The 19,309-nt window shown below is 63.8% G+C and carries 30 protein-coding genes; 18 read left to right on the top strand and 12 right to left on the bottom strand.

Annotation, left to right across the window (positions count from 1 at the left end; genetic code table 11):
• The first annotated feature begins 105 nt into the window (after positions 1–105).
• Complete coding sequence (locus IEX64_RS20510) at positions 106–567, top strand: helix-turn-helix domain-containing protein (RefSeq protein ID WP_188822753.1); 462 nt, start codon at positions 106–108, stop codon at positions 565–567.
• Between the two features lie 58 nt (positions 568–625).
• On the opposite strand, the gene IEX64_RS20515 is transcribed toward IEX64_RS20510, so the two are convergent.
• Positions 626–847: a DUF2061 domain-containing protein gene (locus tag IEX64_RS20515; RefSeq protein ID WP_188822755.1), complete on the bottom strand. Its 222-nt coding sequence runs from the start codon at positions 845–847 to the stop codon at positions 626–628.
• Between the two features lie 184 nt (positions 848–1,031).
• Between IEX64_RS20515 and IEX64_RS20520 the strand changes: the two genes are divergently transcribed.
• From IEX64_RS20520 to IEX64_RS20540, 5 genes are all read left to right on the top strand, one after another.
• On the top strand, positions 1,032–1,325 hold the full coding sequence (locus IEX64_RS20520; RefSeq protein ID WP_188822756.1) for a hypothetical protein: 294 nt from the start codon (positions 1,032–1,034) through the stop codon (positions 1,323–1,325).
• Positions 1,326–1,370: 45 nt separating this feature from the next.
• The gene (locus tag IEX64_RS20525; RefSeq protein ID WP_188822757.1) at positions 1,371–1,994 is read left to right on the top strand and encodes a hypothetical protein; all 624 of its coding nucleotides are present in this window, start codon (positions 1,371–1,373) and stop codon (positions 1,992–1,994) included.
• Positions 1,995–2,088: 94 nt separating this feature from the next.
• On the top strand, positions 2,089–2,388 hold the full coding sequence (locus tag IEX64_RS20530; RefSeq protein ID WP_188822759.1) for a YciI-like protein: 300 nt from the start codon (positions 2,089–2,091) through the stop codon (positions 2,386–2,388).
• A gap of 10 nt (positions 2,389–2,398) precedes the next feature.
• Positions 2,399–2,800, top strand: a complete 402-nt coding sequence (locus IEX64_RS20535; RefSeq protein WP_188822761.1) for a YybH family protein — start codon at positions 2,399–2,401, stop codon at positions 2,798–2,800.
• A 125-nt stretch (positions 2,801–2,925) separates the two neighbouring features.
• The gene (locus tag IEX64_RS20540; RefSeq protein ID WP_188822763.1) at positions 2,926–3,327 is read left to right on the top strand and encodes a hypothetical protein; all 402 of its coding nucleotides are present in this window, start codon (positions 2,926–2,928) and stop codon (positions 3,325–3,327) included.
• Positions 3,328–3,497: 170 nt separating this feature from the next.
• Here the strand turns inward: IEX64_RS20540 and IEX64_RS20545 are convergent, their stop codons facing one another.
• On the bottom strand, positions 3,498–3,770 hold the full coding sequence (locus tag IEX64_RS20545) for a hypothetical protein (protein WP_188822765.1): 273 nt from the start codon (positions 3,768–3,770) through the stop codon (positions 3,498–3,500).
• A 363-nt stretch (positions 3,771–4,133) separates the two neighbouring features.
• Between IEX64_RS20545 and IEX64_RS20550 the strand changes: the two genes are divergently transcribed.
• The 4 genes from IEX64_RS20550 (at position 4,134) to IEX64_RS20565 (ending at position 6,416) form a co-directional block, all read left to right on the top strand.
• The gene (locus tag IEX64_RS20550; protein ID WP_229710608.1) at positions 4,134–4,511 is read left to right on the top strand and encodes a COG3650 family protein; all 378 of its coding nucleotides are present in this window, start codon (positions 4,134–4,136) and stop codon (positions 4,509–4,511) included.
• On the top strand, positions 4,508–5,254 hold the full coding sequence (locus tag IEX64_RS20555; RefSeq protein WP_229710609.1) for a DUF72 domain-containing protein: 747 nt from the start codon (positions 4,508–4,510) through the stop codon (positions 5,252–5,254). The genes IEX64_RS20550 and IEX64_RS20555 overlap by 4 nt, the downstream gene beginning before the upstream one ends.
• A 294-nt stretch (positions 5,255–5,548) precedes the next feature.
• The gene (locus IEX64_RS20560) at positions 5,549–5,884 is read left to right on the top strand and encodes a hypothetical protein (RefSeq protein WP_188822772.1); all 336 of its coding nucleotides are present in this window, start codon (positions 5,549–5,551) and stop codon (positions 5,882–5,884) included.
• Between the two features lie 190 nt (positions 5,885–6,074).
• On the top strand, positions 6,075–6,416 hold the full coding sequence (locus IEX64_RS20565) for a Rieske (2Fe-2S) protein (RefSeq protein ID WP_188822774.1): 342 nt from the start codon (positions 6,075–6,077) through the stop codon (positions 6,414–6,416).
• Between the two features lie 13 nt (positions 6,417–6,429).
• Here IEX64_RS20565 and IEX64_RS20570 read toward each other — a convergent pair whose 3' ends face one another.
• Both IEX64_RS20570 and IEX64_RS20575 read right to left on the bottom strand, forming a co-directional pair.
• On the bottom strand, positions 6,430–7,530 hold the full coding sequence (locus IEX64_RS20570; RefSeq protein ID WP_188822776.1) for a potassium channel family protein: 1,101 nt from the start codon (positions 7,528–7,530) through the stop codon (positions 6,430–6,432).
• A 72-nt stretch (positions 7,531–7,602) separates the two neighbouring features.
• Positions 7,603–8,043, bottom strand: a complete 441-nt coding sequence (locus IEX64_RS20575; RefSeq protein ID WP_188822778.1) for a cupin domain-containing protein — start codon at positions 8,041–8,043, stop codon at positions 7,603–7,605.
• Positions 8,044–8,126: 83 nt separating this feature from the next.
• Between IEX64_RS20575 and IEX64_RS20580 the strand changes: the two genes are divergently transcribed.
• Positions 8,127–8,933 (top strand): sugar phosphate isomerase/epimerase family protein, encoded by an 807-nt coding sequence (locus IEX64_RS20580; RefSeq protein WP_188822780.1) that lies wholly within the window; start codon positions 8,127–8,129, stop codon positions 8,931–8,933.
• Here IEX64_RS20580 and IEX64_RS20585 read toward each other — a convergent pair.
• Positions 8,930–10,516, bottom strand: coding sequence for a GMC family oxidoreductase (locus IEX64_RS20585; protein ID WP_188822782.1), 1,587 nt, complete (start codon positions 10,514–10,516; stop codon positions 8,930–8,932). The two genes, IEX64_RS20580 and IEX64_RS20585, sit on opposite strands and share 4 nt — an antisense overlap.
• 152 nt (positions 10,517–10,668) lie before the next feature.
• Here IEX64_RS20585 and IEX64_RS20590 point away from each other — a divergent pair, with 152 nt between their 5' ends.
• On the top strand, positions 10,669–11,535 hold the full coding sequence (locus IEX64_RS20590) for an LLM class F420-dependent oxidoreductase (protein ID WP_188822784.1): 867 nt from the start codon (positions 10,669–10,671) through the stop codon (positions 11,533–11,535).
• Positions 11,532–12,062: an SRPBCC domain-containing protein gene (locus IEX64_RS20595; protein ID WP_188822786.1), complete on the top strand. Its 531-nt coding sequence runs from the start codon at positions 11,532–11,534 to the stop codon at positions 12,060–12,062. The genes IEX64_RS20590 and IEX64_RS20595 overlap by 4 nt, the downstream gene beginning before the upstream one ends.
• Positions 12,063–12,360: 298 nt before the next feature.
• Here the strand turns inward: IEX64_RS20595 and IEX64_RS20600 are convergent, their stop codons facing one another.
• The 7 genes from IEX64_RS20600 to IEX64_RS20630 form a co-directional block, all read right to left on the bottom strand.
• Complete coding sequence (locus tag IEX64_RS20600) at positions 12,361–12,564, bottom strand: hypothetical protein (protein ID WP_188822788.1); 204 nt, start codon at positions 12,562–12,564, stop codon at positions 12,361–12,363.
• A gap of 124 nt (positions 12,565–12,688) precedes the next feature.
• Positions 12,689–13,126, bottom strand: a complete 438-nt coding sequence (locus IEX64_RS20605) for a DUF1810 domain-containing protein (RefSeq protein ID WP_188822791.1) — start codon at positions 13,124–13,126, stop codon at positions 12,689–12,691.
• Positions 13,127–13,148: 22 nt separating this feature from the next.
• Positions 13,149–13,367: a hypothetical protein gene (locus tag IEX64_RS20610; protein ID WP_188822793.1), complete on the bottom strand. Its 219-nt coding sequence runs from the start codon at positions 13,365–13,367 to the stop codon at positions 13,149–13,151.
• A 101-nt stretch (positions 13,368–13,468) separates the two neighbouring features.
• On the bottom strand, positions 13,469–14,302 hold the full coding sequence (dapD, locus tag IEX64_RS20615) for a 2,3,4,5-tetrahydropyridine-2,6-dicarboxylate N-succinyltransferase (RefSeq protein WP_188822795.1): 834 nt from the start codon (positions 14,300–14,302) through the stop codon (positions 13,469–13,471).
• 93 nt (positions 14,303–14,395) lie between these two features.
• A complete protein-coding gene (gene gmk, locus IEX64_RS20620) occupies positions 14,396–15,070 on the bottom strand; it encodes a guanylate kinase (protein ID WP_188822797.1) in 675 nt (224 codons plus the stop codon).
• Between the two features lie 79 nt (positions 15,071–15,149).
• Positions 15,150–15,584 (bottom strand): hypothetical protein, encoded by a 435-nt coding sequence (locus IEX64_RS20625; protein WP_188822799.1) that lies wholly within the window; start codon positions 15,582–15,584, stop codon positions 15,150–15,152.
• Positions 15,585–15,613: 29 nt separating this feature from the next.
• Positions 15,614–16,117: an SspB family protein gene (locus IEX64_RS20630; protein WP_188822801.1), complete on the bottom strand. Its 504-nt coding sequence runs from the start codon at positions 16,115–16,117 to the stop codon at positions 15,614–15,616.
• 171 nt (positions 16,118–16,288) lie between these two features.
• Here IEX64_RS20630 and hisB point away from each other — a divergent pair, with 171 nt between their 5' ends.
• Genes hisB through hisF form a run of 5 tightly spaced genes read left to right on the top strand, consistent with a single transcriptional unit; the run spans position 16,289 to position 19,256 of the window.
• The gene (gene hisB, locus IEX64_RS20635) at positions 16,289–16,882 is read left to right on the top strand and encodes an imidazoleglycerol-phosphate dehydratase HisB (protein ID WP_188822803.1); all 594 of its coding nucleotides are present in this window, start codon (positions 16,289–16,291) and stop codon (positions 16,880–16,882) included.
• Positions 16,883–16,893: 11 nt separating this feature from the next.
• A complete protein-coding gene (gene hisH / locus IEX64_RS20640; protein WP_188822805.1) occupies positions 16,894–17,523 on the top strand; it encodes an imidazole glycerol phosphate synthase subunit HisH in 630 nt (209 codons plus the stop codon).
• Between the two features lie 4 nt (positions 17,524–17,527).
• Positions 17,528–18,259 carry a 1-(5-phosphoribosyl)-5-[(5-phosphoribosylamino)methylideneamino]imidazole-4-carboxamide isomerase gene (gene hisA, locus IEX64_RS20645; RefSeq protein ID WP_188822807.1) on the top strand — a complete coding sequence of 244 codons (732 nt, stop codon included), beginning with the start codon at positions 17,528–17,530 and terminating at the stop codon, positions 18,257–18,259.
• A complete protein-coding gene (locus tag IEX64_RS20650) occupies positions 18,256–18,498 on the top strand; it encodes a hypothetical protein (protein WP_188822809.1) in 243 nt (80 codons plus the stop codon). Before hisA ends, IEX64_RS20650 begins: the two co-directional genes overlap by 4 nt.
• Positions 18,495–19,256 (top strand): imidazole glycerol phosphate synthase subunit HisF, encoded by a 762-nt coding sequence (gene hisF / locus IEX64_RS20655; RefSeq protein ID WP_188822811.1) that lies wholly within the window; start codon positions 18,495–18,497, stop codon positions 19,254–19,256. The genes IEX64_RS20650 and hisF overlap by 4 nt, the downstream gene beginning before the upstream one ends.
• The last annotated feature ends 53 nt before the right edge of the window (positions 19,257–19,309 follow it).

Below are 19,309 nucleotides of genomic sequence, written 5' to 3' on the forward strand. Positions count from 1 at the left end.
GCTTAACTCCTTACCCTTCGGAGCATACCAGAATCAGGTGTGTTTGCAAAGTATATAAACGCCAACCGTTTTCCTACAGCCCCTTCGCCGCGATAGCCTTGGCCCATGCCGAGATCTCCTGCCCGCTGGCCTGCCTACTTGCGCATTCCGCCGTTCGTGCCGGTGCCCTTGCGGCATCGGCGGGACGGGTGGTCGGCGGTGCGGCAGGGGGAGTTCATCGGGTGGCTGGCGCAGACGGGCTCGGTGTCCGAGGCGGCGGCGCGGGTCGGGGCTTCGCGCGAGAGTGTCTATCGGCTGCGGCGGCGGGCAGGGGCGGCGTGGTTTGCAGCGGCGTGGGACTTTGCGGCCATGGCGCCGGACACCGATGACATTCCGGCCTTTCCGAAGTTGACAGGCTGGGCGCTCGTGGCGGCGGCGCATGAGGGGCTGGTCCGGGTGCGGATGCGCGGCGGGCGCTACGTCGGGTGCTCGCTGCAGCCCAGCGATTCCGCGCTTTTGAGGCTGCTGGCGCAGATGGACCGCGCCGTGTCCGATCCGTTCGGGGCGCAGTGGGGAGGCGCAAGGTGACACGCACTTTTTTGCGCGTCCGAGTCAACCGGGGTGTCACAGACCGGCGGGGGCCGGATCAAGCCGTGCCGGCGTGGCGATGGAGCACGGCATCCGCCAAGTGCAGCTCGCCGTTCCATGTCCGTTCGTGGAAGAAGAACACGACGGCATTCACAAGCTGCTCGATCAGGGCGATGCCGCCGGCCATCGTCGCCGAGCCGGTTACGGTATAGGCTACGGTGAAGCCCACCAGCAGGTGCAGGGTCAGGAAGCTTGTGGTTTTGGCAAGATCGCGGGTCATCGGTTCATCCCTTCGGGACAGGATTTAATGCGACTCGTTCGCAACAGCGAGCGGGCGATGGTGCGATCAGTAATCGGCGGGGACGATTACCGAGCCGGACAATTTTTCCGTCGCATTCGCTTCCCGATGGCGGGGGCGGCGAACAGATGGTATAATTCGGCATTGCCTTTCGGGAGCCTAGTCTATGCCGCGCACGCCTTCCGAAGACTGGCTGATGCTTGCCCACGAGAGTTACTGGCTCTGGTTCGATTCGATGGTGGTCATCGGCATGCGAACTTCGGACATATTGGTGTGCCGCCCCGGGTACGAGCGGGAAGCGGCGCTAATGGTTTCCGAGAAAGTGCGCGCCCATGCCGAACTGGGGGCCAAGCTCGCCGCCGGGGGCTCGCTGGCGCCCGAAAAGGCCGCGCGCAAGGTGGTCAAGCACTATGGCCGCAAGGTACGGGCAAACCGCAGGAGGCTAGCCCGGCGAAAGTGACGGGGGCGGGGAACCGCCCGACCGTCCCGCCGTTTCATTGCGACCATGAAGCACCTGATCTCTGCTGCGGCGCTGGCCCTGTGCCTTGCGGCCTGTTCGTCCAAGCCTTCCCCCAGCGCCAGTGCGGCGACGGCATCGGCCGTCCCTGAAGAGTCCATTGCAACCTCTGCCGATACGGCTTCCGGGGACGAAGGAGCCATCGCAGCCGCGCAGCCGATGGTCATGCCGGTCGGCAATACGCCGATGCTCACGCTCGAGGGGCTGGACGATCTCGAAATCGGCAAGCCGGTGCCCAGGGACGGGTCATGGGCGGAGCGCGGGGCGCAGATCTCGGATGCATGCCGGACGGTGTCCTCGCCCGAGTTTCCGGGCGTCTATGCCATCGTCGAGGACGGCAAGGTCCGGCGGATCACCGTGGGCCAGCGCTCAGACGTGACTTTGGTCGAGGGGATCGGCGTCGGCGCCGGCGAGGCCGAAGTGAAGCAGGCGTTCCCCGGTTTTCGCGCCTCGCCCCATGCCTACGAGGACGCGCCCGCCAAGTACCTGACCGCGCCCAATGCCGGCAGCGGTGAGGCCGCGTTGCGCTTCGAGATCGGGCAGGACGGCAAGGTCAGCCTGATCCATGTCGGCACGATGCCGGTGCTGGGCTACGTCGAAGGCTGCGCCTGAGCCGGTGTGGAACATGGTTTTCCCCGCATTTCCTATCGGCGGCGATTGATATAGAACGGCTTTTCCAGTCCCCGCAGAGGGAAAAGGAGGGGTCGTGAACCACTATCTGCTTACCTACCATCTGGCGCCCGACTACCTCGAGCGCCGCCCTGCCTTCCGCGCGGAGCATCTGGCGCTGGCTTGGGAAGCCTCCAAGCGCGGCGATCTGGTGCTGGGCGGCGCGGTCGAGGAGCCGCTCGACACGGCGATGCTGCCCTTCGCCGGAGACGGTCCGGAGGCGGCGGAGGCCTTTGCCCGCGCCGATCCCTACGTCGCGCAGGGGCTGGTCGAGCGCTGGACGGTGCGACGCTGGAACACGGTCGTCGGCGACAGCGCCGCCAACCCGATTCACTGAGGAGGCGGCCGTGGCGCAGACTGTCGATTCCACCGCCGAGCTCGCCATCCGCCGGCGCCGGGCCACGTTCAACCGGGCCATCGCCGAGGGCGACCATGCCACGATCTCGCAGCTCCTCGCCCGCGATGTGGTGATGGTGACCGGCAGCGACAGCGCGGTCGTTTCGGGCCGCAACGCGCAGCTCAAGGCCTGGCGGCGCGAATTCGCCAGCCCGGCGCGGGCGGTCTATACCCGCACCCCCGTCAGCGTGGCGGTGTCGCGGGTCGAGCCGGTCGCGTTCGAGCAGGGGCACTGGCAGGGCGTGGAAGCAAGCTCGGGCAAGGCGCTGGCCTCGGGCGACTACTGCGCGAAGTGGCGTGAGGTGCTGGGCGAGTGGGTCATCGTCGCCGAGGTCTTCGCGACGCTCGCCTGAGGCTGCCGTACGATTCTTGCTGAGGGCGGCTTAAGTCCTGCGGTTTGTATCCGTATTAAGGATTGAAGGCCGCGGTTTGGTTGAGGATCGCAAGGCCAGGGGAACTCGCGCAGACAGGTGGAGCTATGCTCAGCAAGATCAATCCTTCGGCAGTCGTTGCACAGTGCTGGTACTTGCGCCGTCACGTTCCGGAGGGGCGCCGCCGCCGCGAGGAAAACGGTGTGGTGCACTGCACCTGCCGCTACTGCCAACGCCCGATCCGCTCGCGCGACGGTGGTCGCTGGGATCTCTCCGAAGGCTTCGATCTCGATGCGCTGAGCGACAAGGGCAGCCACAGCCACTTCTGTGTGGTCGATACGCTCGATGAGATGGTCATTGCCCGCTATCCGGTGCCGAGCGGCGCGGATGAGGAAACGATCGCCGAACGCATCGCCGAGATCCGCGAAAAGCATGGCATCGAGGAAGACGATGGCGTCTTGCAGGTCCGCCTTGTGCAGGGCCGTGCGGCTTTACAGAGCGTGCACTGATCCAGGCGGCTGACAGGGTGCTTTCGCACTCGATACCTGACAACGGCAGCAGTGCCGCCGCGTGCACAACGGAAAAGGGCGTCACCCGCGAGGGATGACGCCCTTGTGCACTGGAGGATGCGATCGGGCTTCGGGAGAGAAGCTTACCCGGGCGCGATCCTGCCAGCGGATTACTTGCTGGCCAGCTCGTCGACGACGTCCGTCTTGGTGAAGCTCACCGAGCGGTTGTTGTAGGTGCCCGAAACGCGCTCGCCACGAACGTAAAGGCGGAACGGAACGCCAGCCGAGGTGCGACCGTCGATCACGGTGACATCACCCTTCTCGGCAGTGGTGTAGGTGTAGTTCACGCCTTCGTGCGAGAACTCGCGGGCATCGCTGGCGTGAGCAGCGGCAGGAACGGCTACAAGTGCGGCGGCGCCGGCGGCGATAATGGTCTTGAACATGGCAATGTCCCCTAGTTTGGATGCAGGAAGATTGCCTCGGGGCATCTCTTCTTGTTGTTGCGGTGCAGCATGTATGATTGGTGCGGTGCAATGCAAATTCAAAACTTCGATGTAGGGTTGCGAAAATCGCAACTTAATTTTATTCGTTGAAAAACAGGTACATGACGCGGCACCATCGGTAGTGGCTGCTGAAAAATTCCAAAATTGGATATTGCTTTCGATATGCTGCAAGTGCGTTGTAGTGTTGTTTCGAGGGCATGTTCCCTTGTCGGTGCCGGTCGTTGCGGGTAACGCCGCCACATGATCAGCAGGCCATGCCACCCCCTTGTCGCGGCGTTAGCCCTTGCCCTGGCGGGATGTCAGATGGGGCCGGGAAGCGAGGTGCCGGGAGACGGCAACGATCACCGCCCCTTCAGCCAGATCGCGGAAGATGAAGTGGTTCGGGTCACGGGCACGGAGCCATTCTGGGGCGGCGAGGTCTCCAATGGCGAACTGACCTACACGACCCCGGAGAACAGTGACGGCACGGTAGTTCCGGTGTCCCGCTTCGCCGGGCGCGGCGGGCTATCGTTCTCGGGCGAAATGAATGGCAAAGCCCTTACTCTCGCGGTGACGCCGGGCGCATGTTCGGATGGCATGTCAGACCGGACGTACCCGTTCGTGGTGACTTTGCGGATAGGAGACGATCTGCGCAACGGGTGCGGCTGGACGAAAACGCATCCGTGGAGCGGTGCGGAGTGACATCGGGTACCATCCGCGCGGGGATCGGCGGCTGGACCTTCGAGCCCTGGCGCGGGACGTTCTATCCCGACGACCTGCCGAAAACCCGCGAACTGGAATATGCCGCATCCCATCTGACGGCGATCGAAGTGAACGGCACGTTCTACAGCCGGCAGTCGCCGGCCACGTTCGCCAAGTGGCGCAAGGCGGCGCCCGAAGGTTTCGTCTTCGCGCTCAAGGCGGGCCGGTTCTGCACCCAGCGCAAGGATCTTTCGCAATCGGGCGAGAGTATTGCGAAGTTCCTTGAGCAGGGACTGGTGGAACTGGAAGACAAGCTCGGGCCGATCCTGTGGCAGTTGCCGGCAACCAAGGTGTTCGACCCCGATCAGATGGCCGCGTTCTTCACGCTTCTGCCGCCAAGCCAGGACGGCGTGCTGCTGCGCCATGCGATCGAACCGCGGCATGAAAGTTTCGATGATCCGGCGTTTTTCGATCTGGCGCGCGAAGCCGGGTGTGCCGTCGTCTTCGCCGATTCCGCGAAGTACCCGTGCTTTTCCGAGCAGACGGGCGCGTTCTCTTATGCGCGTCTGCAGGGCGCGCGGGAGGAAGAGCCCACAGGCTACTCGCCCGCTGAGCTGGATGGCTGGGCAGACAAGGCGCGCGGATGGGCGCAGGACGGCCGCGATGTGTTCGTCTTCTTCATTAACGGTGCCAAGGTGCGGGCGCCTGCTGCTGCTCAAGCGCTGATCCGCAAGCTGGGCTGACCACCGGATCCACTTTTTCAGACCCCTGCGCAGGCGGTTTCATGGCATTTTCATGACACCGCACTTGCAACATGGCCGTTGCACTTGAGGCTGCTGCATGTCGCGAAGGCCGCAGGAAATTAGCGAAATGAGAAATACCGTGCAGTACGCCATTTGTATTGCGGCGCAAAAAGCGACATGGTCCTAAGCTACTTGAGTATTGTTTTCTTTCCGTAACAGGTCCTGACTGGTACATATCTTTCTCAGAAGAGGCGGCCCGCAAAGTACGGTGCCGCTTGGGAAGAGGGCGATGTCATGAAGCAGTTCCTGACAGCATTACAGACCGGACTTGTCCTGTTTGCGCTGGCATTGTCCGGTACTGGCTGGGCAAGCGAAACCAAGGTCGAACCCGCTGCCATGACTGGCGCATTTTACATGCGCGATACTTTGGTTCCCCGAGCGGACGATCTCGCTCTGCTTCAGCGCAAGCCGGCGCTGTACCTTGCCAGTTTCAACGATGGCATGGCCACGGTTGCCTATTCGCTGGACAATGGGCGGATCGTCTACCGGGTGGTCAAGGGTGAGATCGACGCGAATGCCAAGGCCGAGATCGACAAGGCCCTGATCAAGCTTCAGCGCAAGCTGGCCTGATTCCATTCCCAGAGCCCTTTCGGGTCGCTCCTGAGGCCAGGGAAGGGGGGAGAAACGATAGGGCGCGATGGGCATGGCCATCGCGCCCTATCTGTTTGGCCGTCACGGTTTTCCGCGCTGCCGCGTAGTGCTGGACAGGGTGGCGTCCTCGCAGGCATACTCGCCGCGAACGGGACCGGGAAAAATGATCATGGACTACGTGAAAGTAGCAAGCGCATCGGACGTTGCGGAAGGCGTGCTGGTACCGGTCGAGGCGGGAGGGCTCAAGCTGCTCGTGACCAAGGTCGGCGGGACGTACTATGCCGCGCAGCGCAAGTGCCCCCATTTGGGTTTCAACCTGTGTCGGGGCAAAATCGAGGGCGAGGCGGTAGTCTGTCCGCTGCACAAGGCGAAGTTCGACCTCAAGACCGGCCAGATCGAACGCGATCCGCGGCTCCTCTTCATCGGCATGAAAGCCAAGACGGACCTCACAACCTATCCGGTGAAGGAGGAAGACGGCGCGCTTCACGTCGCCGTTCCCAAGCCGGCCTGACGCCCCTTCGACGTTAGAGGTAGCTGCGGCCCGTCTTCATGGCCTGGCGGGTTTGCGTGAAGATCGAGCCTGCCGACACGCGCGAGCCGCGCAGGACGAGCACGATCGTATCGCCTGCCTCGATCTTCACGTCTTCGGCCGGGTGGACGTAGCTTGAGCCGTTGTGGCGGTCGATCTGGACGACGAAGAAGCCGCCATTGCCGCGCCGCTCCGCCTCGCCAACGGTCGCGCCCGCGAGCGCAGACTTAGCCGGAACCGTTACCGCCTCGATCTCCAGCCCGAAATCGTGCAGCCCACGCTTGAGGTCGCGCACCTGCGGCGCTTCTCCGAGGAACTTCGCGGTCGTGGGGTAGAGGATCAGTTCGGCGATCCGCTCGGCGCCGATGTGCGTGGGCAGGACCACCTTGTCGGCGCCGGCATGGATAAGCTTGCCTTCGGTCGAGGGATACTCGCCGCGCGCGATGATCTCCAGACGCGGATTGAGATTGCGCGCGGAAAGCGTGATGAAGACGTTGAGTGCATCGTCGGGCAGGACGGTGGCCAGCACACGCGCCCGGTCGATCCCGACGGCGCGCAAGGTGGCTTCGTCAGTGGCATCGCCTTTTAGCGTGAGATGCCCGCACCCTTCCGCTTCCGCGAGCTTGGCGGGATTGCGGTCGAGGATGATGTAGGGCGTTCGGGCCCGCTGGAGTTCAATGGCGAGCTGCTTGCCGATACGGCCATAGCCGCAAATGATGGCGTGGTCGGTAAGCCTTTCGATCTGGCTTTGCATGCGGTCGATCCCGAGAATGTTGCGTATCTGGTAGTGCGCGAAGACCTGGACGAGGGCGCCGGTGAAGAAGATCATGCCGGTGCAGCCGAGCACGATCGTGGCCATGGTAAGGCCGCGCAGCCAGGTGGTGTCGAGCGGGTGGACTTCGCCGTAGCCGACCGAGAAGATGGTCACCGTGACCATGTAGGTGGCATCGCCCAGCGACCAGCCCTCGGCCATGAAACCGGCAGTGGAAAGAATGTAGACCGTCAGGACGAATGCGGCAGCGCGGGCTAGGTTCTGCACCGGCGTACCGAGCACGCGACCGGCGGCGTCGTCTATCCTGTCGTACTCGCCGGGCATTGACTGCGCGCCCCCTTCTGTTCACCCGGAACCGACCCTGCGCGCCGCAGTTCGGCTTGTCCAGCATCTGGATCAAATCCCGGGCGTCCAGTCCGGCGGGGCCAGTTCGAACCCGGCGAAGTCGAAGCCGGGCGAGACCACGCAGCTTACAAGCGCCCATCCGCCCATCGGTTCGGCTGCCTGCCAGTGTCCTTCGGGAACGCGCACCTGCGGCGATTCTCCTGCGAGGACGTCGCCGCCAAGCAGGTGCTGCTTTGCCGGTGTCGCGTCATCCGGAGCGATCGAGAGCGTTATCGGGCTGCCCGCGTGCCACAGCCAGATCTCGTTGGCGTCGACCTTGTGCCAGTGCGAGCGCTGGTTCGCTTCCAGCAGGAAGTGGATCGCGGTTGCGGAGGGGCGGTCTCCGGGTTCGGCATCGGCCCGCCAGGTTTCGCCGTACCACCCCCCTTCGGGGTGTGGTTTCAGCCGCAGGCGTTCGATAATGGCCGCAGCTTCGTCGCGGTTGCCGGGCATGAATATGTCCCCCTCTGGTAATTGCCGGTATCGGGCTCGATGGTGTGCTGTATAACGCGCCCGAACGGGAGAGGAATCGGGGCATGCCACATCCGCTCGGTATCGAGCTATTGACGGTTCTGGGAATGGGACCGGTAGACCATGTGACACTGGCGGCCGACCTTGGCTGCACGGCGGTCTCCATGGGACTGACGCAATTGCCGATGAACCCTCACGACTACCCGGCGTGGTCGCTGCGTGAGGATGCGGGACTGCGTGCGGAGCTGAAGGCCGTGCTGCGCGATCGCGGCGTGGCCATTTCGATCGGTGAAGGCATGGGCGTTTCGCCCGAATTCGACGCGTCCGAACGGGCCGCCGACATGGACATCTTCGCAGAAGTGGGGGCGATCCGGATCAATTCGGTGGACATGGGCGTGGAGCGCGAGCGTGCGCTGGATCAACTCGGCAAGCTGGCCGAAATGGCCCATGCCCGGGACATGGAATTCACAATCGAGTTCTGCCCCGCTTTCACCATCCGTACGCTCGGCGAGGCGCTGGAGGCTGTCCGCCATATCGGTGAGGACAAGGCCAGCGTGCTGATCGACTCGATGCACTTTTTCCGCTCGGGCGGCACGGTTCGACAGATAGCCGAACTCGATCCGGCGCTGATCGGCCATGTCCAGCTCTGCGATGCGCAGCGCAAGGGCATCGGGAACTATCTGCAGGAAGCGATGACCGGGCGCCTGATTCCCGGCGAGGGCGATCTGCCCCTGCGCGAATTCGTCGATGCTTTGCCGCGCGGCAAGACACTGGGGCTCGAAGTTCCGCTCATGGCTCAGGCGCAGAGCGGGCAGCCGGCAGCCGAGTACGTCGCCGAAATCGCGCTCAAGACACGGGAACTGCTGGCTTAGCGCTTGGCGGCGGAAAGCACCATTTCGGCGCCCTTTTCGGCGATCATCATGGTGGGCGCATTGGTGTTGCCGGACGTGATCGTGGGCATCACCGAAGCATCGATGACGCGCAGGCCGTCCATGCCCTTCACCCGCAGTTCGTGGTCCACTACGGCGCCCATCGCCGCTGTGCCGACAGGGTGGAAGATGGTGGTGCCGATGTCTCCGGCAGCACGCTGGAGTTCCTCTTCGCTTTGCAGCGCCATGCCGGGACGCACTTCCTCGGGATGGAAGCGGGCGAGGGCAGGCTGCGAAACGATACCGCGCGCTTGGCGAATGGCTTGCGCCGCCACGCGGCGGTCTTCCTCGCACGACAGGTAATTGGGCCGGATGCTGGGCGCGGTGCCCGGATCGGCGCTGGTGATGCGGCTCGTCCCCCGGCTTTCCGGGCGCAGGTTGCACACGCTGGCCGTAAACGCCGGAAAGGGATCGAGCAGACCGCCGAAAGCCTCGAGGCTGAGCGGCTGGACGTGATATTCGAGATTGGCTGTCGCATAGCGATCGTGGCTCTTGGTAAACACGCCGAGCTGGCTGGGCGCCATCGCCATCGGGCCTGAACGCCTGAGCAGATATTCCATCCCGATCAGCGCCTTGCCGAACAGGTTTGCCGCGCGCTGGTTGAGTGTTGCCACACCCGAGACCCGCCAGGCGCAGCGCAGTTGCAAGTGGTCCTGCAGGTTCGCGCCCACGTCCGGCGCATTGAGCACCGGGTCTATCCCAAGCGCAGACAGCGCCGCCGCATCGCCAATCCCGGAGCGTTCGAGGATGGCCGGCGATCCGATCGCGCCCGCCGACAGCAGGACTTCGCCGGCAGCGCGGGCGATGTGGCTGGTGTTGCCGAGGCGGTAGGCCACGCCCACAGTGCGCCCCTGTTCCACGACCACCTTGTCGACCAGCGCGCCGGTGACGATCTTCAGGTTCGCACGGCCGCGCACCGGCTTGAGGAAGGCGTCCGACGCACTCCAGCGCCAACCGCTGCGCTGGGTGACCTGAAAGAAGCTCGCGCCTTCGTTGTCGCCGGTGTTGAAGTCGTCGATCAGCGGGATGCTGGCTTCGCCGCAGGCAGCGCGGAACGATTCCAGAATGTCCCAGCGTAGGCGCTGCTTTTCCACCCGAATCTCGCCGCCGCTGCCGTGGACCGGGCTTGGCCCGTCGTAGTGATCCTCGGCGCGGGTGAAGTAGGGCAGCACGTCGTCCCAGCCCCAGCCGGGATTGCCCGCTTGCCGCCAGCCGTCGTAGTCCGCCGCCTGCCCGCGCATGTAGATCATGCCGTTGATCGAGGAACATCCGCCCAGCACGCGCCCGCGCGGATACTTGAGCGCACGTCCGTTGAGCCCCTTCTCGGCTTCAGTGGACATGCACCAGTCGGTACGCGGGTTGCCGATGCAGTAGAGATACCCCACCGGCACCTTGATCCAGACGTAGTTGTCCTTGCCTCCGGCCTCGAGCAGCAGCACGCGGTTGGCCGGGTCTGCGCTGAGTCGGTTGGCCAGTACGCAGCCCGCGCTGCCACCGCCGACGATGATGAAATCGAAATCATCCATGACCGGATCGGCTAGGCCGCCGCGCACAGGCAATCAAGTGGCGGTTTTTGCCCGCTCCCGCGATCCTACAGGCTTTGTCACGCAAAAGCGCTTGAAGCGGCAAGGGCGTACAGACAAGATCGCGCGCAATCGTCATGTGAGGAGGAGAGGGCATGCCTGTACCCGTTGTAATCGGCAAAGTCGGGATATGGTCCCTCGAACTGCGCTTCGGCGATCCGGAACAGTCGAACGATGCGGCGGCCGAACTCGATGAACTGGGCTATGGCGCTCTGTGGGTGCCCGGCGGCATTGACAGCGGTGCCCCAACCGACGTGAAGCGGCTGCTCGGCGCGACCAAGCGTACGACCATCGCGACCGGCATTCTCAATGTCTGGAAGCACAGGCCCGAAGAGATCGCAGAGTGGTTCAAGGGTCTCGACGAATCGGAGCAGGAACGCACGCTGCTCGGGATCGGCGTCAGCCACGGGCCGATCATCGGTGAAAAGTGGGCCAAGCCGCTTTCGGTGATGCGGCGTTTCGTCGATGGGCTGGAAGCCGCGGGCATGCCGCGCGAGAACCTGTGCCTTGCCGCGCTCGGACCGAAGATGACGGCGCTTTCGGGCGAGCGTTCAACCGGGGCTCACCCTTACCTCGTCACGCCCGAGCACACGGCCGAAGCGCGCGAGATCCTTGGGCCCGGCAAGCTGCTGGCGCCGGAACAGGGCGTCATTCTGGAAACCGACCGCGCCAAGGCGCGCGAACTGGCGTTGGGCGCGCTCGAAAACTACCGCCAGCTGCCGAACTATCGGAACAACTGGAAGCGGCTTGGCTTCAGCGAGGATGAGATCGAAGCCTGTTCGGACCGGCTGCTCGATTCGCTTTTCGCCATCGGCGATGTCGATGCCGTGGCCGAGCGCGTCCAGGCGCACCTGGATGCCGGGGCGGACCATGTGTGCCTGCAGGCCATCGGTGGACCGCGCGGGGCCAGCTTTGAAACGCTGATGCCGCAGTGGCGCCGTATCGCCGAGGCTCTGCTGTGATTGCCGAAGGCGATCTTACGTACGATTTGCCCGAAGGAACCGAAGCGCCGGGGCGAATCGCCGGGCGCTGCGTTGGCCATCGCATAGAGATCGATGCGCCTCCCGAGCTGGTCTGGGATTTTGTCGCCGATTTCGAAGGCTGGTCGGGGTGGAACCCGCTCTATGTCGAAACTGCCGGGCGCGCCGAAGTGGACGGACAGATCCGGTTCGCGGTCTTGCTGGAAGGTCTCAAGCCGCAGAAGGGCTCTGCGCGCGTGGTTACGGTGCGGCCGACCGAATGCCTTGAGTACATGATGACCAGCTTCGGCGGCTTGGTGAAGGCCTTCCGTTTCGTGGAGATCGAGGAAATCTCGCCGACTCGCTGTATTGTCACAAATGGCGAAATCATGGGCGGCGCAATGGGGGGCGTGATCGCAAAGGTCATGGGCCGCAAGGTCGGAAAGGGGCTGGCAGGTATGAACGATGCGCTGAAGAGAATGGCAGAACTCAAGTGGTCGGGCCGTCCGGTCGATGGTCGGACGAGTTAGTTTCGGGCTGCGCTACAGACCATTGGCGCGAGGCCTGATGTACGGGTATGTTCCTGACATCACGCGGCGTTAAGACTTTGGCAATTCCTTGCCCATAACTCTTTGAAGTGCAGGGGATGGCGGCTTTGTCGCCAGATTTGACAAGAGCCGTCGACGCCAGGGACGGACACGATCGCCGGGGGGGCGATCTGTCTACCAAGGCGGGTAAGCGTTGCCATGGCACGCTTCGGCAGTCCGCTTTCGACGGCGGCTCTTTGTCTTTCTTCAAAACTTGGCTTCAAAACTGTGCAGGCGCGTTTCAACCGCCCAGCGCATGCTCTTCCGCCGTTACCGGGTGTCCTTGCGATGGCCGGTCCGCCAGAGCGCGACCGATCCAGATCGCCGACATCGAGAAAATCGCGAGAATAAGACTGGCGATCAGCACGTAGCGCAGGATATTGGGTGTCGCGCCCCCGCGAGCTTCGTCGCCGTTGAGATGAACTTCGTCACCGATGCGTTGCATATTGGCTCTCCCGTTTGGCCGAGCCCGTGGCGTTCGGCGCCACAATATTCGCCGGACCAACTTACGTAACGCGGCCAGGGCGGCAAAAGTTCCTGCAGTTTCTGAAGAACGCAGGGCGGGAGGGCTAGGCTGTGCCGCTGTCCAGCAGGTCCAGGGTGCGTGGATCGCACTGCCCTTCGTAGAATGCGGTCAGCACATCTGCATAGGGGCCTTCTTCGCTGGCACTACGAGCGGCGGCATCAAAAAGCGTTATTGAGCTCCGCAATTTCAGTGCATCAATGTCGCCCAGAATCGCTTCGGCAGTCTTTTTCCCGGCCCATGTCAGCATGGCGTCGGTGCACTGCTCCAGCCGCTTGCTGAGAATGGGGTGCGCGAGATAATCCCGCGCCTCTTCAAGTCCGCTCAGTGCATAGAAGCGGGCATTGGCGCTGCGGCCCAATCCGGCAATTTGCGGAAAAATGAACCACATCCAGTGGCTCTGCTTTGCGCCGGCGACGATCTCGTCGTGTGCGCGATCGTAGATGTCGCGTTGCGCTTCCAGAAAGCGATCCAGGCCAGGCATCTCGGCGCGCCCTGAACAATGCTCAGCTTGCGGACATGTCCGCAGAGCCTTCCTGAACGGCCGGGCTGGTGGCGGTGCCGGTATCATCGGGCGTGCTGATGGCGCCCACGATCCAGATCGCCGAAAGCGCAATCACGGCCAAGGCAAGGCTGATGAGCAGAACATAGCGAACGATCCGCGGCGTCGAGCCGGCGCGCGCTTCGTTTTCTTCGAGGTGAACTTCCCGTCCCTGGGTTTCCATGGTGTGTCTCCGATAGCTGGGGGGACCCCCTTGGCCCCCGTTTCCATCAAAAACGCACCATGGCGCTCTGCGTTCCGTAAAACTGGCTTCCCTTTGGGGAATCAGTCGCGAAGCAGTTCGTTGATTCCGGTCTTCGAGCGGGTCTGGGCATCGACCGTCTTCACGATCACGGCGCAGTATAGCGAGGGGCCGGGCGTGCCGTTGGGTAGGGGCTTGCCGGGCATCGCACCGGGGACGACCACGGCATAGGGCGGTACACGGCCCACGTGGACTTCGCCAGTGTTGCGATCGACGATCTTGGTCGATGCGCCGATGTAGACGCCCATCGAGAGAACGGCGCCTTCGCCGACCATCACGCCTTCGGCCACTTCCGAACGCGCGCCGATGAAGCAGCCGTCCTCGATGATGACCGGGCCCGCCTGCAGCGGCTCAAGCACGCCGCCGATGCCGGCACCGCCCGAAATGTGCACGTTCTTGCCGATCTGGGCGCACGAGCCGACCGTGGCCCAGGTGTCGATCATCGAGCCTTCGCCGACATAGGCGCCCAGGTTGACGAAGCTCGGCATGAGCACGGTGCCCTTGGCGACGTGCGCGCTGCGGCGCACGACGGCGCCCGGGACCACGCGGATACCGGCTTCACGGAATTTTGCCTCGTCCCAACCGGCGAACTTGAGCGGGACCTTGTCGAACGCGGGCGCGCCGGCCGAACCGTATTCCATCACTGTGTTGTCGTTGAGGCGGAAGCTCAGCAGCACGGCTTTCTTGAGCCACTGGTTGACGACCCACTCGCCGTCGATCTTCTCGGCGACACGGGCCTTGCCCGAATCGAGCAGACCGAGCGCCTCGTCGACGATCTTGCGGACGTCGTCGCTGGCAGGGGTGACGGTGTCGCGCGCATCAAACGCGGCTTCGATGGCGGCTTCGAGTTCGGACATTGCTGGAAGTCTCCGAATAGAGTCAGTTTCGTGCCGGGCGCCTATCGCGCCGGGACGGTTAGGACAAGCAAAAGGGGATTGGGGTCGGGCCGTTTACGCCGGGGCGCCGTCGTCCGGACGCATCAGTTCGCGTACGAAACCGATCAGCCCGGTCTGGCGGGCGCGGCGCATGCGCTCGGCGGCGAGGATCTCGGTGACCTTTTCGAAACAGGCCTGGATGTCGTCGTTGACGACCACGTAGTCGTAGCCGTCCCAGTGACTGATTTCCGAGCGCGCGCGGTCCATGCGGCCCGCAATCACCTCAGCGCTGTCAGTCCCGCGTCCGGTTAGGCGCCGGCGCAGTTCGTCGATGCTGGGGGGCAGCAGGAACACGCGCACGACGTCGCGTTCCAGCTTCTGATAGAGCTGCTGGGTACCCTGCCAGTCGATGTCGAAGAGATAGTCCTGACCGTCCTTGAGTCCGGCCTTCACCTGCGCCTTGGGCGTTCCGTAGCAGTGGCCGAAGACTTCCGCCCATTCGAGGAACTCTTCGTTTTCAACCATGCGATCGAATTCGGTGCGGTCGACGAAATGATAGTCCTTGCCGTCGACCTCGCCGGGGCGGGGCGGCCGCGTGGTGCAGGACACCGAGATGCAGATGTGCGGATCGTGTTCGAGCAGCATGCGCGAGATGGTCGTCTTGCCCGCGCCCGAGGGCGAGGACATGATGAACATCAGGCCGCGCCGGGCCAGCGTATCGGTCGCTTTGGAAGATGCGGAATCGGACATCTCTTCCCGATGACCGGGCAGGACGATCAAATCAACCCGAACCCGGTCCGGCGATGTGGGAAAACGGATTCGGGCGGACTCAGTCCTCGGCGCCGTCTTCTGCCATGTCCTGGAGCTTGGCTTCGCCTTCCAGCGCGGCTTCGCGGGCCTTGCTGCGATCGTAGAGGGTCTTGGCCATCAGCGCGCCGCCAACGAGGATCGCACCGGGCACGGAGCGCAGTGCCACTTTGGCAAGCGTGCGATGCAGCAGGGTTTCGCCCATCGTGCGACCCTTGAGGATCTTGGCGGCCTTGCTTGGCGAATACCGTCTGCCCAGAAAGGCGCGCTCGACGGCCTGCCGGGCCAGCATCGAGCCGCTGCGCAGGGCAATATCGGCTATCGCAAGGTTCGTGGCGATGTTGGGGCTGGGGCCGTGCAGTTCCTCGGGCGAGACCTTGGTCTTCGCCCTGCGCGCGGATTTCTTCACTGCGGCCGCAGCGTCTTCTGCATTTTCCTGTACTGCCTTCGTGGCCATGGACGTATCCTCCAGAGGCAGCGGATCGTTCAATTCTTCTTGCCGAAGTCCACAGAAACGACGTTCGATCCGTCCTCGCTGGGAGTAATGCGCGAAGCCACGTCTCGTTCCGACTCGTCGTTGCCGGCAGTACCGGACATTTCGTCATCCTCGCCGTCGGCAATCGCCTGAAACTGCAGGCCGAAGTCGACTGCAGGGTCCACGAAGGCGGTGATCGCGGAGAACGGGATGTTCAGCATCGCCGGGATCTGGTTGAAGCTGAGCCCGACCGCGAAGCCTTCGTCGGTTACTTCCAGATCCCAGAACTTGTTCTGCAGGACGATCGTCATCTCGTCCGGGAAACGAGCCTTGAGGTCGGCGGGAATGTCCACGCCTGGCGCGTTCGTCTTGAACGTGATGTAGAAATGGTGGCTGCCGGGAAGAACGCCATTGGCATCCTTTACCTGGCCGAGCACACGGCCCACGACGGCGCGCAGGGCTTCCTGCACGATTTCGTCATAAGGGATCAGGCTGTCTGGCGGCGTATCGTTCATCGCGCCCTACGTGCGCATCGTTCATCTAAGGGTCAAGTCGTTACGAAACAGATTTTACGCGCATGCGGGCGTTTTACCAAGGAAATAGCGTCGCGACTGCAAGCATCATGCGTGACGATGCGCCAATTCGCGCAATTGATTCCCACACGCACGGGTCTATAGGCGCTTTCCATGCGCACTGCTTCGATCAATCGCAAAACCCACGAGACGGATATTGCCGTCGAGGTGAATCTGGATGGCACCGGGGCCTACGACGTCTCGACCGGGATCGGTTTTCTCGATCACATGATCGAGCAGTTCTCGCGCCATTCGCTGATCGACATCACTTGCCACATCAAGGGCGACCTGCACGTCGACCAGCACCACACGACCGAAGACAGCGCCATTGCCATCGGACAGGCGATTGCCCAGGCGATGGGCGACAAGGCCGGGATCGGTCGTTACGGTCAGGCCTATTCGCCGATGGACGAGACGCTGGCCCGCGTCGCGCTCGACATTTCCGGGCGTCCGTATTTCGTGTGGAATGCCGGTTTCACGCAGGAAAAGCTGGGCGAACTCGATACCGAACTGGTCGAGCACTGGTTCCACTCGATTTCGCAGGCGGTGGGCATGACGCTGCATATCGAGCTGCTCTACGGCACCAACAACCACCACATCTGCGAGGGCATCTTCAAGGGCTTCGCGCGCGCCATGCGCAGCGCCATCGAACTCGACCCGCGCAAGGGCGGAGCGATTCCTTCGACCAAGGGCCAGCTCGGAGGCTGAAAGGCAAAAGCATGGCGGAAGTCCTTGCCCTGATCGACTACGGCGCCGGCAACCTGCATTCGGTGGCCAATGCGCTGAAGGCCGCTGGCGCGCCCAACGTCGCGGTAACCGCCGATCCGGACGTCGTGCGAGCGGCGGATCGTATCGTGCTGCCGGGAGTGGGCTCGTTCAAGGCCTGTGCGCAAGGGCTCTGGGGCATTTCCGGCATGGTCGAGGCCATGACCGAGCGCGTGCATGTCGGTGGCGCGCCCTTTCTGGGCATTTGTGTGGGCATGCAGCTTCTCGCCACGCGCGGTCTCGAGCATGGCGTGACCAGGGGGCTCGACTGGGTCGCGGGCGAAGTGCAACTGATCGAGCGGACCGATCCCACGATCAAGATCCCGCACATGGGCTGGAACGATGTGGCGCTCGGCCTGCACGATCCCGCCAGCGGGCTGATCGAGCCGGGCGAGGCCTATTTCCTGCATTCCTACCACTTCGCGCCCGAAGACGGCCACACCGTCGCGGCGATGACCGATCACGGCGGCGGGCTTGTCGCAGCCGTGGCGAGGGACAATGTCGTCGGCGTGCAGTTCCATCCCGAAAAGAGCCAGGTCTACGGCCTGTCGCTGCTGTCCCGTTTCCTCGAATGGAAGCCCTGAACCCATGATCGTATTTCCCGCCATCGACTTGAAGCAGGGGCAGGTCGTCCGGCTCGCCGAAGGCGATATGGCGCGCGCCACCGTCTATGGCGACAATCCCGCTGCGCAAGCGATGCTCTTTGCCGATGCCGGATCGCAGTTCCTGCATGTCGTCGATCTCGACGGCTCGTTCGCCGGCAAGGCAGAGAACCGCGAGGCGGTCGAAGCCATTCTCGACGTGTTCCCCGGCCATGTGCAGCTCGGTGGCGGCATCCGCACGCCCGAAGCGGTCGAGGGCTGGTTCGAGCTGGGCGTCTCGCGCGTGGTCATGGGTACCGCTGCGCTCAAGGACCCGCAGTTCGTGAAGGACATGGCGAAGGAATACCCTGGCGGCATCGTCGTCGCCGTCGATGCACGCGACGGCATGGTCGCGACCGAGGGCTGGGCGCAGGTCTCCACCGTCTCGATCATCGATATGGCCCGCCGTTTCGAGGATGCCGGCGTCGCCAGCCTGCTCTTTACCGATATCGGCCGCGACGGGCTGCTCAAGGGCTGCAACGTGCAGGCGACGGTTGATCTCGCGCGCCAGACCGATCTCCCGGTAATTGCCAGCGGCGGCGTAAAGGGGCTGGACGACATCCATATTCTCGCTCTCCATGCGGAAGACGGCATCGAGGGCGTGATTACCGGCCGCGCGCTCTATGACGGCCGCCTCGACCTTGCGGCAGCCATTGCCGTGGCAGAGCGGGCATCGTGAACGACAGCCGCCTCGTCGGCCTGTTGCTGATACTGGCGACGCTGCCGGGGCTGGCGTGGATCTGGAGCGACTACCGCGGCGGCAATGTGCGTCTGATGCTGTTCAGCCGCATGCGCAGCCCGATCCGGGCGAGCCGGAAGGATGATCCACAGCGGTTCTGGGCTTACCTGGGATTCAACATTCTGCTGTTCGCGCTGATGGGGGCGGGCGGCCTGTATCTGATGATGGTGAAGCCATGACTGTTCGCGTCCGCGTCATTCCCTGTCTCGACGTCGCCAATGGCCGCGTGGTCAAGGGCGTCAACTTCGTCGACCTGAAGGATGCGGGCGATCCGGTGGAGCAGGCGCGCGCCTACGATGCCGCCGGAGCGGATGAACTCTGCTTTCTCGACATTACGGCCAGTCACGAGGCGCGTGGTACCCTGCTCGACATTGTGCAGCGCACCGCCGAAGTCTGCTTCATGCCGCTTACGGTCGGCGGCGGTGTGCGCACGGCGGAGGACGCGCGGGCGCTGCTACTGGCGGGGGCGGACAAGGTCGCGGTCAATTCCGCGGCTGTGTCGCGTCCCGAAGTCGTCGCCGACATTGCCGAGAAGTTCGGATCGCAGTGTATCGTCGCCTCCGTCGATGCGCGCCGGACAGCCCCGGGAAAATGGGAGATCTTTACCCACGGCGGCCGCAAGGCGACGGGCATCGATGCTCTGGAGCATGCCGTGAAGCTGGCCGATTACGGCGCCGGGGAGCTGCTTGTCACCTCTATGGACGGAGACGGCACGCAAAACGGCTACGATCTGGAGCTGACCCGCGCGATTTCCGATGCCGTCTCGGTGCCGGTGATCGCCTCTGGCGGGGTTGGCACGCTCGATCATCTCGTGGCCGGCGTGACGCAGGGGCATGCGAGCGCTGTATTGGCGGCCTCGATCTTTCACTTCGGCAAACACTCGATTGCCGATGCCCATGCCGCCTTGCGGGCTGCAGGGCTTCCAGCGCGGGGCTGATAAGGCCGCCAAGCCCGCGAAACGATTGGCGCGGGCCATGCCCCGGAACGGGA

It is taken from the genome of Novosphingobium indicum, from assembly GCF_014645195.1.
GTDB classification, from domain to species: domain Bacteria; phylum Pseudomonadota; class Alphaproteobacteria; order Sphingomonadales; family Sphingomonadaceae; genus Novosphingobium; species Novosphingobium indicum.